The 15,816-nt window shown below is 69.9% G+C and carries 13 protein-coding genes; 5 read left to right on the forward strand and 8 right to left on the reverse strand.

Going from position 1 to position 15,816, the window contains the following annotated elements; genetic code table 11:
* Window positions 1-72: 72 nt before the first annotated feature.
* Together LGI35_RS30400 and LGI35_RS30405 are read left to right on the forward strand one after the other, a co-directional pair.
* Window positions 73-1,674, forward strand: coding sequence for an acyl-CoA carboxylase subunit beta (locus LGI35_RS30400; RefSeq protein WP_227297380.1), 1,602 nt, complete (start codon window positions 73-75; stop codon window positions 1,672-1,674).
* Window positions 1,675-1,694: 20 nt separating this feature from the next.
* Window positions 1,695-1,889, forward strand: coding sequence for an acyl-CoA carboxylase epsilon subunit (locus tag LGI35_RS30405; protein WP_116509484.1), 195 nt, complete (start codon window positions 1,695-1,697; stop codon window positions 1,887-1,889).
* Between the two features lie 146 nt (window positions 1,890-2,035).
* Here the strand turns inward: LGI35_RS30405 and LGI35_RS30410 are convergent, their stop codons facing one another.
* The 8 genes from LGI35_RS30410 to LGI35_RS30445 all read right to left on the reverse strand — a co-directional run bounded on the left by LGI35_RS30410 (window position 2,036) and on the right by LGI35_RS30445 (window position 12,687).
* On the reverse strand, window positions 2,036-2,617 hold the full coding sequence (locus LGI35_RS30410) for a GTP-binding protein (protein WP_054239772.1): 582 nt from the start codon (window positions 2,615-2,617) through the stop codon (window positions 2,036-2,038).
* Window positions 2,598-3,194 carry a DUF742 domain-containing protein gene (locus LGI35_RS30415; RefSeq protein ID WP_227297381.1) on the reverse strand — a complete coding sequence of 199 codons (597 nt, stop codon included), beginning with the start codon at window positions 3,192-3,194 and terminating at the stop codon, window positions 2,598-2,600. Before LGI35_RS30415 ends, LGI35_RS30410 begins: the two co-directional genes overlap by 20 nt.
* 93 nt (window positions 3,195-3,287) lie before the next feature.
* Window positions 3,288-3,701, reverse strand: coding sequence for a roadblock/LC7 domain-containing protein (locus tag LGI35_RS30420; RefSeq protein WP_033321188.1), 414 nt, complete (start codon window positions 3,699-3,701; stop codon window positions 3,288-3,290).
* A gap of 10 nt (window positions 3,702-3,711) precedes the next feature.
* On the reverse strand, window positions 3,712-6,957 hold the full coding sequence (locus LGI35_RS30425) for a sensor histidine kinase (protein WP_227297382.1): 3,246 nt from the start codon (window positions 6,955-6,957) through the stop codon (window positions 3,712-3,714).
* Window positions 6,958-7,324: 367 nt separating this feature from the next.
* Window positions 7,325-7,906: a GTP-binding protein gene (locus tag LGI35_RS30430; RefSeq protein WP_100595019.1), complete on the reverse strand. Its 582-nt coding sequence runs from the start codon at window positions 7,904-7,906 to the stop codon at window positions 7,325-7,327.
* A complete protein-coding gene (locus tag LGI35_RS30435) occupies window positions 7,887-8,297 on the reverse strand; it encodes a DUF742 domain-containing protein (protein WP_227297383.1) in 411 nt (136 codons plus the stop codon). The genes LGI35_RS30430 and LGI35_RS30435 overlap by 20 nt, the downstream gene beginning before the upstream one ends.
* A 109-nt stretch (window positions 8,298-8,406) precedes the next feature.
* Window positions 8,407-8,820, reverse strand: coding sequence for a roadblock/LC7 domain-containing protein (locus LGI35_RS30440; protein ID WP_067164664.1), 414 nt, complete (start codon window positions 8,818-8,820; stop codon window positions 8,407-8,409).
* Window positions 8,821-8,829: 9 nt separating this feature from the next.
* The gene (locus LGI35_RS30445; RefSeq protein ID WP_227297384.1) at window positions 8,830-12,687 is read right to left on the reverse strand and encodes a sensor histidine kinase; all 3,858 of its coding nucleotides are present in this window, start codon (window positions 12,685-12,687) and stop codon (window positions 8,830-8,832) included.
* Between the two features lie 578 nt (window positions 12,688-13,265).
* On the opposite strand from LGI35_RS30445, the gene LGI35_RS30450 reads away from it, so the two are divergent.
* The 3 genes from LGI35_RS30450 to gltX all read left to right on the forward strand — a co-directional run bounded on the left by LGI35_RS30450 (window position 13,266) and on the right by gltX (window position 15,811).
* Window positions 13,266-13,463, forward strand: coding sequence for a hypothetical protein (locus LGI35_RS30450; protein WP_116509458.1), 198 nt, complete (start codon window positions 13,266-13,268; stop codon window positions 13,461-13,463).
* Between the two features lie 91 nt (window positions 13,464-13,554).
* A complete protein-coding gene (locus tag LGI35_RS30455; RefSeq protein WP_227297385.1) occupies window positions 13,555-14,343 on the forward strand; it encodes a fumarylacetoacetate hydrolase family protein in 789 nt (262 codons plus the stop codon).
* Window positions 14,336-15,811 (forward strand): glutamate--tRNA ligase, encoded by a 1,476-nt coding sequence (gene gltX, locus LGI35_RS30460; protein ID WP_227297386.1) that lies wholly within the window; start codon window positions 14,336-14,338, stop codon window positions 15,809-15,811. The genes LGI35_RS30455 and gltX overlap by 8 nt, the downstream gene beginning before the upstream one ends.
* Window positions 15,812-15,816: the final 5 nt, after the last annotated feature.

Below are 15,816 nucleotides of genomic sequence, written 5' to 3' on the forward strand. Positions count from 1 at the left end.
CCAGGAAAACGGGCCGGAGACTGTACGGAGTCGACGGCCCGTTTTGCTTGGTCGTCTTCGTAAGGTCGCTACATGACCGTTTTGGACGACACCGCCTCAGCAGGTTCCGCCGGGGATGAGCCCACCGACGCGCGCGGACGCGTCGCCGAGCTGCACGCGATCCGTGAGGAGGCGCTGCGCGGGCCCAGTGACAAGGCGACCGAGGCTCAGCACGCGAAGGGCAAGCTGACCGCACGCGAGCGGATCGAGCTGCTGCTCGACGCGGGATCGTTCAACGAGGTCGAGCAACTGCGCCGGCACCGGGCGACCGGCTTCGGCCTGGAGGCCAAGAAGCCCTACACCGACGGCGTCATCACCGGCTGGGGCACGGTCGAGGGCCGCACGGTCTTCGTCTACGCGCACGACTTCCGTATCTTCGGCGGCGCCCTGGGCGAGGCCCACGCCACCAAGATCCACAAGATCATGGACATGGCCATCGCGGCCGGTGCCCCGCTGGTCTCCCTGAACGACGGCGCGGGCGCCCGTATCCAGGAGGGCGTCTCCGCGCTCGCCGGCTACGGCGGCATCTTCCAGCGCAACACCAAGGCGTCCGGCGTCATCCCGCAGATCAGCGTGATGCTCGGCCCGTGCGCCGGTGGCGCGGCCTACAGCCCCGCCCTCACCGACTTCGTCTTCATGGTCCGCGAGACCTCGCAGATGTTCATCACCGGACCGGACGTCGTCAAGGCGGTCACCGGTGAGGAGATCACCCAGAACGGCCTCGGCGGCGCGGACGTGCACGCCGAGACCTCGGGCGTCTGCCACTTCGCGTACGACGACGAGGAGACCTGCATCGCCGAGGTCCGCTACCTCATCTCGATGCTGCCCTCCAACAACCGCGAGAACCCGCCCACCGTGACCTCCGAGGACCCCGCCGAGCGCCGCTCGGACGTCCTGCTCGACCTGGTCCCGGCCGACGGCAACCGCCCGTACGACATGACCAAGGTCATCGAGGAGCTCGTCGACGACGGCGACTACCTCGAGATCCACGAGCGCTGGGCGCGCAACATCATCTGCGCCCTGGCCCGCCTGGACGGTCAGGTCGTCGGCATCGTCGCCAACCAGCCCTCGTCCCTCGCGGGTGTCCTGGACATCGAGGCCAGCGAAAAAGCTGCCCGCTTCGTCCAGATGTGCGACGCTTTCAATATTCCCATCGTGACCCTCCTGGACGTCCCCGGCTTCCTGCCCGGTGTCGACCAGGAGCACGGCGGGATCATTCGGCACGGCGCCAAGCTGCTGTACGCGTACTGCAACGCCACCGTGCCGCGGATCTCGCTCATCCTGCGCAAGGCGTACGGAGGTGCCTACATCGTGATGGACTCGCAGTCGATCGGCGCCGACCTCACCTACGCCTGGCCCACCAACGAGATCGCCGTGATGGGCGCCGAGGGCGCCGCCAACGTCATCTTCCGCCGTCAGATCGCCGAGGCCGAGGACCCCGAGGCCATGCGCACCCGCATGGTGAAGGAGTACAAGGCCGAGCTGATGCACCCGTACTACGCGGCCGAGCGGGGCCTCGTCGACGACGTCATCGACCCCGCCGAGACCCGCGAGGTGCTCATCCGCTCCCTCGCGATGCTCCGCACGAAGCACGCCGACCTGCCTTCGCGCAAGCACGGCAACCCCCCGCAGTAACCCCACAAGGAGATCACTGCATGTCTGCACACGACATCCGCGTTGAGAAGGGCCACGCCGAGCCCGAGGAGGTCGCGGCCCTGACCGCGATCCTGCTGGCCCGCGCCGCGGCCGCACCGACCGACAGCCCCGCCCTGCGCGGCCGCGACAAGGCCGGCTGGCGCCGCCTGGAGCGCCAGCACGGCTTCCGCGCCCCGCACAGCTGGCAGGGCTAGGCAGCGGGCACATCGGGCCGGACGGCCCGATCGGCCTGTCCGGCCTCGCAGGACGAGCCCCCAGCGCGAAGAAGCCCCCAGCGCGAAGAAGCCCCCGGTGACCCAAAGGGTCCCGGGGGCTTCTCCCTGTCCGAAGGCGCCGCAGGCTAGCGGAGGCGGGCCATCAGCGCGTGTTCCACGAGCGTGATGAGCGCCGACTTCGCATCCGCGCGGTGTCGGGCGTCGGTCGTGATGATCGGGGTGTCCGGGCCGATCTGCAGCGCCTCACGGACCTCGTCCGGCTGGTACGGCTGGCTGCCGTCGAAGCCGTTGAGGGCGACGACGAAGGGCAGCCCGGAGTTCTCGAAGTAGTCGACGGCCGGGAAGCAGTCGGCGAGGCGGCGGGTGTCGACGAGGACGATCGCGCCGATCGCGCCGCGGACGAGGTCGTCCCACATGAACCAGAAGCGGTCCTGACCGGGCGTACCGAAGAGGTACAGGATCAGGTCCTGGTCCAGGGTGATGCGGCCGAAGTCCATGGCGACGGTGGTCGTCGTCTTGTCCCCGGTGTGGGTGAGGTCGTCGATGCCCGCGGACGCGGATGTCATGACGGCCTCGGTGCGCAGAGGGTTGATCTCCGAGACGGCGCCCACGAAGGTCGTCTTGCCGACGCCGAAGCCGCCCGCCACCACGATCTTCGCGGACGTGGTGGAGCGGGAAGGCCCTCCGCTAGAGCTTGCGAAGTCCACTGAGCACCCTTTCGAGCAAAGTCACGTCTGGCTGGCCGCCGGCGTTCTCTTCGCCGCCGGGCTGATGAATGGCGACCAGGCCCGCCTCCGCCAAGTCGGCGACGAGAATCCTGGCCACACCGAGGGGGATGCTGAGCAGGGCCGAGACTTCGGCCACTGACTTGATCTCTCGGCAGAGGGTGCAGATCCGCTGGTGCTCGGGCAACTGGCCCTGCAACTGGTGCGGCTGCGCGGTGGTGTGCACCAGCGCCTCGATGGCGAGCTGGTAGCGCGGCCTGGTGCGGCCACCCGTCATGGCGTAGGGACGCACCAGGGGGTTGTTGGCAGCCGGCGCAGGGGTGTCGGGACGCCGCTGCGGCTGCACGGGCTGGATGCGCGGTGCCGACGGCTGGTCGTACGGCCCCGGCTGCCGCGGCTGCGGCGGGTGCGGGGGCGCGTACGGCTGTCGCCGGTGGCTCGGCGCGGAGGGGAAGTTGTACCGGTTCGGCGCGTCACCCTGCCCCTGCCCTTGGCCCTGGCCAGGGCCGTAGGACCAGTTCGCCGATGAACCGCTCGGGGGTGTTGCAGAACCAGCCACGCTTTCCTCCTCCAACTGTGCCGGGCACCATCACCGTGGAGCCGCGTCCCGAAACCTTACGGCTACGGAACGCGAAATCGCACCGTCTGTCTGTCAGTTGAGAAGGCTCCCCTGAAGCTCGGCCCGCAGGTCGGGAGTGAGAACCGTACCCGCGCGGTCGACAAGAAGTGCCATCTCGTACCCGACGAGGCCAATGTCCGCCTCCGGGTGTGCGAGGACAGCGAGGGAAGAACCGTCGGAGATGGACATGATGAAGAGGAATCCTCGCTCCATCTCCACAACTGTCTGGTTCACGCTGCCGCCCTCGAAGATGCGGGACGCGCCCGCGGTCAGCGAGGTAAGACCCGACGCGACGGCCGCCAGCTGGTCGGCACGGTCACGCGGGAACCCTTCGGACATCGCCAGAAGGAGTCCGTCGGCGGAGACCACCACCGTGTGGGACACCCCAGGGGTGTTGTCCACGAAGTTGGTGATCAACCAGTTCAGGTTCTGTGCCGCCTGGCTCATCGGGCTCACACTAACGCTCCTGGTTGTAGGTGCTGTCAGGACCACTGTGCTGATTCGTGGCCTGGCCGTTCGTGTCACTTCCTGCTTCGCGTCCCCGCTGCACGCCGCGGCGCAGGTTGCTCAGCCTGCCCCTGACGTCCTCAGGCGCGCGGGAGACCTGGGGGCCGCCCTGCGGGGTCGATTCCGCCGTGCCCTCGACCAGGTTGGCCTTGGGCACCCGGCGCGGCAGACCGGAGGAGGTGACTCCGCCAGCCTTGGGCTTCCGGAGCTGCTCCGCGCGGACCCAGCGCTCGTCGTTGGACGAACGCCAGTCGTCGGGGCCGCTGCCGTCGCTGTTGCCGCTGCCGTTGTCCTGGGTGGTGTTGTCGCCACGGTCGGGTGCCGGAGTCGCAGCCGGGGCCTGGCGCTGCTGCCCGCCCGGACCGCGCATCGGAAGACCGGCGTCGGTGAGCGAACGAGCGGCGGACGGGGTGGGGCCGGCCGGCGCCGCGGGACCGTGCGGGTCGAAGCCTACGCGCTCCTGCTGACCGGCGTCAGCGCGCTGCGCGGATTCCGTTTGAGCGTTGCGCTCGGACCGGTAGGACTCCTGGTAGCCGTCCTGCGCCTGCCAGTCGCCCTGCTGCGAGCCGCGGATCGGCCCGTCACCGAAGGCCGAGTACGTCTCCTGGACGGGTTCCGCATAGGCGTCCTGCGCCGTGTAGCCGTCCTGCGGCGCGAAGAACGAGTCGTTGTAGGAACCGTTCTGCGGCTGCTCGTCGTACGTCTGCTGGCCCTGCGCGTAGACGGACGAGGGGTCCTCGTACGTCTGCTGCTGACGATCGTCGTACGCGGGCTGCGCGGGAGCATAGGTGGTCTGCTGCTGCTCGTACGGGTCCTGCCCCTGCGCCCCCGCGATCTCGTCGCGGAACAGGGGGCGGTCACCATCGGTGTGCGCCTGGGCCTCCAGGGCCGCTCGGCGCTCCTCGCGCATCAGCGAACGGCCGACCGGGTCCAGGTCGCGCAGGTCGTCCGGGGCCTCGCCGTAGCGGCTGTCGTCGAAGCCGAGCTCCGCGGCGGTGCGCAGCGGGGCGGGCTCGTACGCGGACTGCGACGGGATCATCGACGAGACGGTGAACTCGGACTCGGGGAGATGGTCGCCGCTGCCACCGTGGGTGATGGCGTCGGGCAGCATGACGAGCGACGTCGTGCCGGCCTGCTCGCCCGAGGGGCGCAGCTGGACGCGGATGCCGTGCCGGTCGGACAGGCGGCCGACCACGAACAGGCCCATGCGCTGCGAGATCGCGGCGTCCACCGTCGGCGGGTTGGCCAGCTTGTGGTTGATGTCCGCGAAGTCCTCGGCGGTGAGGCCGATGCCCTTGTCGTGGATCTCGACCATGACGCGGCCGTCGGGGAGACGGGTCGCGGTGACGCGGACCTTGGTCTGCGGCGAGGAGAACGTGGTGGCGTTCTCCAGGAGCTCGGCGAGCAGGTGCACGAGGTCGGTCACCGAACGGCCGTGGATCTCGGCCTCCGGAACGCCCGACAGCTCGATGCGCTCGTACTGCTCCACCTCGGAGGAGGCGGCGCGCAGGACGTCGACCAGCGGGACCGGCTGGTCCCAGCGGCGGCCCGGCTCCTCGCCGGCGAGGACGAGGAGGTTCTCGCCGTTGCGGCGCATACGGGTCGCGAGGTGGTCCAGGCGGAAGAGGTTCTCCAGCTGGTCCGGCTCGGCCTCGTTGTTCTCCAGGTCCGTGATGAGGGTCAGCTGGCCCTCGATCAGGGACTGGTTGCGGCGCGACAGGTTGGTGAAGATCGCGTTGATGTTGCCACGGAGCAGGGCCTGCTCGGCGGCGAGCCGGACGGCCTCGCGGTGCACCTGGTCGAAGGCGCGGGCGACCTCGCCGATCTCGTCCGTGGAGTTGATCGGGATGGGCTGGACACGGGTGTCGACGCGGCCCGGGTCGGTGCGCGAGAGCTGGTCGACGAGCATCGGCAGGCGCTGCTCGGCGACGTCGAAGGCGGCGGTGCGCAGTCGGCGCATCGAGCGGCTCATCTGGCGCGCCATCATCCCGGCCAGCGCGAACGCGGCGAGCAGGGCGACCAGGACGATCGCACCGGTGACGAACGTGGACTGCTTGGCGTCGTCGGCGATGCCGGCGGCCTCGTTCACCGCCTTGTCGGCGAGGTCGGACTCGATGGTGCGGTACGCGTTGAACTTGGCGGTGTTGACCGCCCACCAGTTCTCCGCGGTGACGCCCTTCTGCGCGATGGTGAAGCGGGCGCTCGGCTGCGTGGTGGGCAGCGTGGCGATATAGGACACCATGGCCGTCGCGCCACCGGGCGGCGGCGGGACGTAGGTCTTGCCCTGCGCCTTCGCGGCGGCGACGGCCTGCTTGGCCTGCTTCGCGCCGTCGATCGTCAGCTGCTTCTGGGCGGCGTCGAGCTTGTCGACGTCGGCCTGCGTGCCGCCGCCCTTGTACTCCTCGACGGCGATGCCCTCGAGGTACGCGTAGGAGGAGAGCGCGATCTTCTGCTTGCCGAAGGTCGTGGCCGTCGGGCCCGGCTTGACCAGCAGGTGCATGCCGATGGACCGCTCGAGCGAGAGCGCGGCCTTGGACAGCGAGATCGCGTAGACCGTGCGGCCGTAGCTCGTGATGTTTCCGGTGCCGAGGCCGAGCTCGTTGGCGAACTCCATCAGCGGGTGCTGGATGCCGACGTAGCCCTCTTCGGTCTGCACGGCGGGGAGCTTGCTCGTGTACGCGGCGGCCCGGAGCTTCTCCAGACCGGGCTCGACCTGCCGGAACTGCGTGAGGCGGCGCTCGAGGCCTTCCTTGGCCGGCATGTTCTTCGCGGCGGCGTCGAAGGCGTCGGCGGCCTCGTTCGTCGTCTCGCGGGCCTTGACGACCTTCGGGTCGTTCTTCTTGCCGAGCAGGAGAGGAGCCGCGGAGATGTCGCGCTCCTCGATCAGGCTGTTGGCGTACGTCAGGGACGCCTGCACGAGACGGGCGGTGTTCTCCGCGTCCTCGGCCTCGTTCCAGGTGTCGATCGAGCCCTTGACCTGGAAGCCACCCATGATCAGACCCACGAGCACGGGTATGAGCAGGATCGCGTTCAGCTTGGTGGGCACACGCCAGTTACGCGGTGACATCCGGCCGCCGGACGGCGCCGGGGCCGCCTCGGCCCGTGGCACATGCGCGGCCGGCGCCGCTGCACGCGGCGGCGGGGTGAAGTTGCCCCGTGCCGACGACGGCTCGGGACTGTTCTTGCTTCGCCTCACTCGACCAACAACCTCTCGGCGTCGGCACCTACGCTGTGCCGCTGTCTCCAGGCCCTTACCTACTGGGCAGTTCAGCGCATTCCAGCACGTCAGGCGGTTCTCTTCCAAACACCGGGAACCGGAACCTCCGAGTGACGGATGCCCTAGATAAAACGGTCATAAAGAGCGAGCCCCGCCAAAAGGCGGGGCTCTTGTGCGCACAGTGGAACCGGGTGTGCGCGACCTGTGTCTGAGGCCCTGGAATTCTCTGTCGAAACGTTATGAACACGGAGGCCGACCGTGTCAAAGGACACAGCGGCCTCCGGGCGCACTACGACAACTGCCGTATGGATCTAGCCACTTGGTGGCCGGATTTCCGGCGGTCGAGCTACTTCAGGCGGGCCATCAGGGCGTGCTCGACCAGCGTGATCAGGCCACTCTTTGCATCCGCACGGTGTCGGGCGTCCGTGGTGATGATCGGGGTGTCCGGGCCGATCTGGAGCGCCTCGCGCACCTCGTCGGGCGTGTAGGGCTGGTGCCCCTCGAAGCCGTTGAGGGCGACGACGAAGGGCAGCCCGGAGTTCTCGAAGTAGTCGACGGCCGGGAAGCAGTCGGCGAGGCGGCGGGTGTCGACGAGGACGATCGCGCCGATCGCGCCGCGGACGAGGTCGTCCCACATGAACCAGAAGCGGTCCTGACCGGGCGTACCGAAGAGGTACAGGATCAGGTCCTGGTCGAGCGTGATGCGGCCGAAGTCCATCGCCACCGTGGTGGTGGTCTTGTCCCCGGTGTGGGTGAGGTCGTCGATGCCCGCGGACGCGGACGTCATGACGGCCTCGGTGCGCAGCGGGTTGATCTCCGAGACGGCGCCCACGAACGTGGTCTTGCCGACGCCGAAGCCGCCCGCCACCACGATCTTCGCGGACGTGGTGGAACGGCCGCCTCCGCCGTTAGAGCTTGCGAAGTCCACTGAGCACCCTTTCGAGCAGTGTCACGTCGGGCTGGCCGCCTGCGTTCTCGTCGCCACCGGGCTGGTGGATGGCCACCATGCCCGCTTCCGCCAGGTCCGCGACGAGGATCCGGGCCACACCGAGAGGCATCGACAGCAGGGCCGACACCTCCGCCACCGACTTGACCTCGCGGCACAGGTGGCAGATGCGCTGGTGCTCGGGGAGCAGCCCTATCAGCTGGGCCGGGTCGGCGGTCGTGCTGACGAGCGCCTCGATGGCGAGCTGGTAGCGCGGCCGTGTCCGGCCACCGGTCATCGCGTAAGGACGCACCAGCGGCTGGTCGCCCTCAGGACCGTACGCGGCGTGCGGAGATACGCCGTACGGGTCGTGAGAGGCGGTGGGCGGGGTCATGGATCCTCCGGGCGGGACAGCAGGTGGTCTGCGTGCCGTCTGACGGGGCCGGTGGGGGGCGGTGGCGGCCTGACGGTGCGGTCATACGTGCGTGTGGGGGAGGTCGTGACTAGTGCAGCAGGCTGCCCTGCAGTTCGGCGCGGAGATCGGGGGTGAGCACGGAACCCGCGCGGTCCACGAGCAGCGCCATCTCGTAGCCGACGAGGCCGATGTCGCACTCGGGGTGCGCGAGCACCGCGAGGGACGAACCGTCCGAGACCGACATGAGGAAGAGGAAGCCACGCTCCATCTCCACCACGGTCTGGGCCACCGTGCCGCCCTCGAAGATCCGGGACGCACCCGCGGTCAGCGAGGTGAGGCCCGAGGCGACGGCGGCCAGCTGGTCGGCGCGATCCCGGGGGAACCCCTCCGACATGGCGAGCAGCAGGCCGTCCGCGGACACGACGACGGTGTGGGAGACCCCCGGCGTGTTGTCCACGAAGTTGGTGATCAACCAGTTCAGGTTCTGTGCCGCCTGGCTCATCTGGGTCAACTAACGCTCCTGCTGGTGAGTGGGGCTGGGGAAGCTGCCGGTCTGGCCCGTACCGGCCTGGCGACCCTGCTGGATGCCCCGACGGAGATTGGTCAGCCGGCCGCGAACGTCATCAGGCGAACGCGAGACCTGCGGACCGGTTTGGTGCTGTTGCTGCTGAGCCGTACCCGCGACGAGGTTCGCACGCGGGACGCGACGCGGGAGCCCGGAGACGGTGACTCCGCCGGCCGAGGGCTGGCGGACCCGCTCGGCCTGGCGGCCGAGCTCGTCGTTGGGCGACTGGCGCCAGTTGGCGGGCGCCTGAGCCTGCTGGGGCGCCGCGGGAGCGGCGGCCGCCGGGCGGGCGGGCGCGGGGGTGGCGTTGGGCGACTGGGGCTGCTGCGGCGAGCGCTGCGGCAGGCCGCCCGGACGGCCGTTGTTCTGCTGGGGGGAAGGCGCCTGCGGCCGGTCCTGCTGCTGCGGGGCCTGCTGGCCCGACTGCTGGCCGTGGAACCAGTTGGTCTCAAGGGTGTCGAAGAGCGGCGTGCGGCCGTCGCCGGGTCCGGCGGGCGGCAGCTCGTCCTGTCGGCCGGGGGCCTGCGGCTGTGCCGGGAACCCCTGATCCTGGCCGCCCTGGGCGGGCGGACGCGGCATGGAGAAGTCCGCCGCGTCCCGGGAGCCGAGCTGCGGCAGGTCGCGCGCGGGACCGCCGCGGCGGCCCTGCGGCTGCGACTGGCCCTGTCCCTGCGTCTGGCCGAAGCCGTCGCCGCCGGGGAACGGGCCGTCCTGGCGCGGACGCCCCGGGGCGTTCTGGCCGGGGGCCGCGAACTGGCCGGTGGTGGACGGGTCCTGAGCGCCGGGGCGCAGACCGTCGTCGAAGCCGGGCGCCGCGAACTGGCCGGTCTGGTGGTTCGGGTTCTGGGGCTGGCCGGGCGCCTGGTTCTGGGGCTGGAAGTGGTTCGGGTTCTGCGACTGGCCCTGGTGACCGCCGAAGACGTCGTTACGGACGAACGCCCCCGTGTCCTGGCCCTGGCCCTGGTCGAGCGGGGCGGGCGCGCCGGGACGGGGCCCGTCGAAGTCGGGACGGGGGAACTCGGCCGTCGAGCCGGGGCCCTGACGGTCGTCCACCCGCGGGAACTGCGACGTGGAGTCCGGCTCCTCGTGCCCGCGCGGCGCGTCGAGCGAGGCGCGCGGCACCGGCGGCTGCGCGTCGTCGTTGCCCCAACTCGGCACGCGCGGCTGGGGGTTGCCCCCGGGCAGCTCGGCACGGGGACCGCCACGCGGCGGCAGGACCGGCCTGCGGCCCTGCTCGGGCGCCTGGTTCGTACGCTGCTGGGGCGGCACGGGACCGTTCTGGCCCGGGCCCTGGCCGAGGCCCTGACCCTGCGGCTGACCCTGGCCGGGACCACCCTGCGGGCCCTGCGCGCCGAACATGCCGGCCGGAGCCGGACGACCCTGCTGAGGGGACTGCTGCGGCTGCTGGGACTGCGGAGACTGAGGCGTCTGCGGGCCACCGGCCTGCGGGCCGTTGCCGTCACGGCTGGGCAGCGCCGCGCGCGGACCCGAGCCCGCGACCTGCGGACGCGCCGCGCCGGGACCGGCACCGAGCCGGCCCGTACCACCGGCACCGCCCTGCGCACCCGCACCCGCGCCGACCCCACGCCGTGCGGCGGCCACACCGGCGGCGGCCTGCGCGGCGGCGGGGCCACCGGAGGCGGCGCCGGGACCGGGCTTGCCGGGAGCCTTCTTGCCGCCCTGGGCGACGTCGACGGGCAGCATGACGAGCGCCGTCGTACCACCGGAGTCGGACGGGCGGAGCTGGATACGGATGCCGTGACGCTGCGACAGACGGCCGACCACGAACAGACCCATGCGGCGCGAGACCGACACGTCCACGGTGGGCGGCGACGCGAGCCGCTCGTTGATCGCGGCGAGGTCCTCGGGGGAGAGGCCGATGCCGGTGTCGTGGATCTCGATGAGCACACGCCCGTCGGGCAGCGCGTGACCGGTGACCTTGACCTTGGTCTGCGGCGAGGAGAAGGAGGTCGCGTTCTCCAGCAGCTCGGCGAGCAGGTGCACGAGGTCGTTGACGACGCGTCCGGCGACCTCGGTCGAGGGGACCGAGGCCAGCTCGATGCGCTCGTACTGCTCCACCTCGGAGGCGGCGGCGCGCAGGACGTCGACCAGCGGGACCGGGCGGGTCCAGCGGCGGCCGGGCTCTTCACCGGCGAGAACGAGGAGGTTCTCACCGTTACGGCGCATGCGGGTCGCGAGGTGGTCGAGCTTGAACAGCGAGGACAGCTGGTCGGGGTCGGCCTCACGCGACTCCAGCTCGGAGATGAGCGAGAGCTGGCGCTGGATAAGACCCTGGGAACGCCGCGAGAGGTTGGTGAACATCGCGTTGACGTTGCCCCGCAGGAGGGCCTGCTCGGCGGCCAGACGGACCGCCTCGCGGTGCACGTCGTCGAAGGCCGAGGCCACCTGGCCGATCTCGTCGCGCGAGTGCACACCGACCGACTCGACGGAGGTGTCGACGTCCTGCGGGTCCGACTCGGACAGCTGCTTGACCAGCTCGGGCAGGCGGTCCTGGGCGACCTTGGTCGCGGTGTCCTGCAGCCGGCGAAGCGAGCGGATCATGGACCGGGCCACGACGAACGCGCCGACGAGCGAGACGCCGAGGACGAGCAGGATCAGCGCACCGTTGATGATGGCCGTGCGCTCGGACTCGTTGCGCAGCTCGCGGGCCTGCTGCTCCATCTGGTTGAGCAGCGTCAGCTCGATCTTGGACATTTCCTGCAGACGCTGGCTGTCCGCGTCGACCCAGTCCTTGTAGGACCGCTTGTCCTGGATCCTGATGCCGCCCTCCTGGCTGAGGGCGCGGCGGGCGTACTGGTCGGCGGCCTTGATCGTCGCGTTGCCCGAGTCGATGGGCTTCATCAGCTCGGTGGCGGCGACGTTTCCGTAGACGGAGCTGAAGCCCTTGAGGTCGGACTCCTGGTTCTCCAGCGCGGACTCGCCGTAGCGGCGGTCGGTCTCGGAGAGCTTGCCGAAGTCACGGTCGTTCGGGGGCAGGGCGGCCGCGATGACGGCGCGCTGCACGGACGCGTACTCCTTGGCGGAGGAGAACGACGCCAGGGCACGCGTGCGCTTGATCATCTCGGGGTTGCTGGTCGCCTGCGCCATGTCGGTGGACAGCGACAGGAGCTGCTCGACGAGGCGGCTGTAGGCGTCGATCGTCTGGGACGAGGTGCTGCGGTCCTTGAACGCGTCCTGCCGGATGCCCTTGAGGTTGTTGAGCTGGCCGGCGATCTGCGTGACGTGGTCCTGCACACCGTCGAGACCGCTGTTGCTGGACCCGTCGGTGATCTCGTACGTGCCTTCCATGAAGGCCTTGCGCGCGCGGTCGGTCTTCTCGCGCGCTCCCTTGACGGTGTAGTCCTCGGTCGCCTTGCCGCCGTTGGCCAGCGGGCCCGCCGACTGGTCGCGCTCCTCCTGGAGCGCGGACGCGAGCTCGGTGGCCTGCTTGGTCATGTCGGTCAGCAGCTTCATGTTGTCGAGCTGCTGGATGTCGCTCATCGACTCGCCGATACGCAGCGCGCCGAGGGAGGTCGCGGCGACCACGGGGAGGGCGAGCAGCGACACCAGGCGGGTGGAGATACGCCAGTTGCGCAGGGCTATTCGCGAGCCGGGGCCGGTCGGGCTCTTCGGCTTCGCGGCGGTCTTGGGCGCGGCCGAGGCAGCCGTACTGCCCTCGACGGAGGCGGTCCGGCCCGGGTTCTGGGCGTGCTGGGGCGAGGAACTGCCTGTCATCGGGCCAGTCCCGCCGCGCGGCTCCGGCTCCGCCGCAGCGCTGCCATCCCTGTTCTTACGTCCCTGCACTAGCGTCGCAACCTCTGGACCAGGCGTCCCCCGCGTGCGCGGACGGGACGGTGTCGGCGTAGTTCGGGGGCGAGCTGACACGCCCCCTTCGGTCGTCGGTGACCGGCGCTGCTCCCCCTTCCCGCCGCGACTCGGCGCTGCGTTGCGCCCCGTGCGCGCCGGCTCGATCTCGCGGCGGTCCCGCGAATTCCAGCACAGTGCAGGATCTCCAACAAGGGCCGAGGGTCAGGACCGGACCAGTGTGACGCCTTGTGAGGGGTGCGTCACGAGACGTAGAAAGTGATCTCATCGATAACGGACTTTTACTGACGTTCCACCTACGCCCCGGGGGTGTCCCAGTCGCCATGATCGGGAGCGGAATGATGGCTTCAGTGGCGGAATGCCCGTTTCGATGTGGCGCACTTCGGGTCCGAATTGAAACTTTTACCCGCCCTCTGGTGAGCAAACTCACATGAAGAACTTCGCCTCTTCCTCGCTTTCGACGGGAATCAGATGTTTAGCCTGACGCTTTACAGGGATGGCGAATCCGACAACCGGCGCCTCGCAGGCGCCCGCACCGACAAGGTCACGAGCGACACATGAAGACTGTGAAGTCCACGATGTTCCGCAACATCGCCAACCCCCGGCGTACGACGCTGATGCACCTCAAGGACGCCGACGAGCTGCAGACGGCACCGGAGCTCCCGGAGTACTCCGTCGAGCTCCCCGCGCAGACCGCAAACCCGCGCCGCGCCATCCTGATGGAAGCCCCGGAGCAGACGCCCGTCGCCTCCTGACGCGCGGCAAACCGCGAGGCCGGGTGCCCGAGCCGCGTTAGCCTGGGGCGTCAGATTCCAGCCAGCGGAAGTAGAGGGGCGCAAGGCACCCGTGCGCATCGCCAGATTCTCCATCGACGGCAATGTCGCCTTCGGCGCGGTCGAGGGCGACAGTCCCCCCGGAACGACCGATGGGCTTGTCCTCGACATCATCAAGGGCATCCCGTTCGCGGACTTCGAACTCTCCGGCACGAAGGTCCCGCTGAGCAAGGTCAGGCTTCTGCCGCCGGTGCTCCCGAACAAGGTCGTCGCCTTCGGCCGCAACTACGCGGAACACGCGAAGGAACTGGGCAACGAGGTCCCGGACGTCCCCTTCGCGTTCTTCAAGCCGTCCACCTCGGTGATCGGCCCCGGCGACGAGATCGCCTACCCCTCCTTCTCGCAGGAACTGCACCACGAGGCCGAGCTCGCCGTGGTCATCGGCCGCATGTGCCGCGAGGTCCCGCGCGAGCGCGTCAAGGACGTCATCCTCGGCTACACCTGCGCGAACGACGTCACCGCGCGTGACGTCCAGAAGCGCGAGAAGCAGTGGGCCAGGGCCAAGGGCTTCGACACCTCCTGCCCGCTCGGCCCCTGGGTGGAGACGGACCTCGACCCCAGCGACCTGACGATCCAGTGCACGGTCAACGGACAGCAGCGCCAGCTCGGCCGCACGTCCCAGATGATCCACTCGATCGAGGACCTGATCGTCAACATCTCCGAGGCCATGACGCTGCTCCCCGGCGACGTGATCCTCACGGGCACCCCGGAAGGGGTCGGCCCGCTCAACGTCGGCGACGAGGTCGCCGTCACCATCGAAGGCATCGGCACTCTCACCAACAAGGTGATCAAGCGTGGCTAACGCGAACGTCCGCGTACGTTTCTGTCCGTCCCCGACCGGCAACCCCCATGTGGGCCTGGTCCGCACGGCGCTGTTCAACTGGGCCTACGCCCGGCACAACCAGGGCACCCTGGTCTTCCGTATCGAGGACACCGACGCGGCCCGCGACTCCGAGGAGTCGTACGAGCAGCTCCTCGACTCGATGCGCTGGCTCGGCTTCGACTGGGACGAGGGCCCCGAGATCGGCGGCCCCCACGCGCCGTACCGCCAGTCGCAGCGCATGGACATCTACAAGGACGTGGCCGAGAAGCTCCTCGCCGCCGGCCACGCCTACCGCTGCTACTGCTCCACCGAGGAGCTCGACGCCCGCCGCGACGCCGCCCGCGCCGCCGGCAAGCCCTCCGGTTACGACGGCCACTGCCGCGACCTGGGCGCCGAGCAGATCGCCGCGTACGAGGCCGAGGGCCGGCAGCCCATCGTCCGTTTCCGCATGCCCGACGAGGCGATCACCTTCGAGGACCTGGTCCGCGGCGAGATCACCTACCAGCCGGAGAACGTCCCGGACTTCGGCATCGTCCGCGCGAACGGCGCCCCGCTGTACACGCTGGTCAACCCGGTCGACGACGCCCTGATGGAGATCACCCACGTCCTGCGCGGCGAGGACCTGCTCTCCTCCACGCCCCGCCAGATCGCCCTCTACAAGGCGCTCACCGAGCTCGGTATCGCGAAGCTCACGCCCGCCTTCGGTCACCTGCCGTACGTCATGGGCGAGGGCAACAAGAAGCTCTCGAAGCGTGACCCGCAGGCGTCGCTCAACCTCTACCGCGAGCGCGGCTTCCTGCCCGAGGGCCTGCTCAACTACCTGTCCCTGCTCGGCTGGTCCTTCTCGGCCGACCAGGACGTCTTCTCCATCGAGGACATGGTCGCGAAGTTCGACCTCGCGGACGTCAACTCGAACCCGGCGCGCTTCGACCTGAAGAAGGCCGAGTCGATCAACGGCGACCACATCCGCATGCTGGACGTGAAGGCGTTCGCGGCGGCCTGCGAGCCTTGGCTGCGGGCCCCGTTCGCCAACTGGGCGCCCGAGGACTTCGACCAGGCGGCCTGGGAGGCCATCGCCCCCCACGCGCAGACCCGCGTGACGGTCCTGTCCGACATCACGGCCAACGTCGACTTCCTGTTCCTCAAGGAGCCGGTGGAGGACGAGGCGTCCTGGACCAAGGCCATGAAGGGCGACCCGGTCGGCCTCCTGACCGCGGCCCGCGCGAAGCTCGAGGCCGCCGACTGGGCGTCGGCCGACTCCCTCAAGGAGGCCGTCCTGGCCGCCGGCGAGGAGCACGGCCTCAAGCTCGGCAAGGCGCAGGCCCCGGTCCGCGTCGCCGTCACCGGCCGCACGGTCGGCCTGCCCCTCTTCGAGTCCCTGGAGATCCTGGGCAAGGACAAGACCCTGACCCGCATCGACGCCGCCCTGGCCAAGCTCACGGCCTAAGCTCG

Source organism: Streptomyces longhuiensis, assembly GCF_020616555.1.
Lineage (GTDB): Bacteria > Actinomycetota > Actinomycetes > Streptomycetales > Streptomycetaceae > Streptomyces > Streptomyces longhuiensis.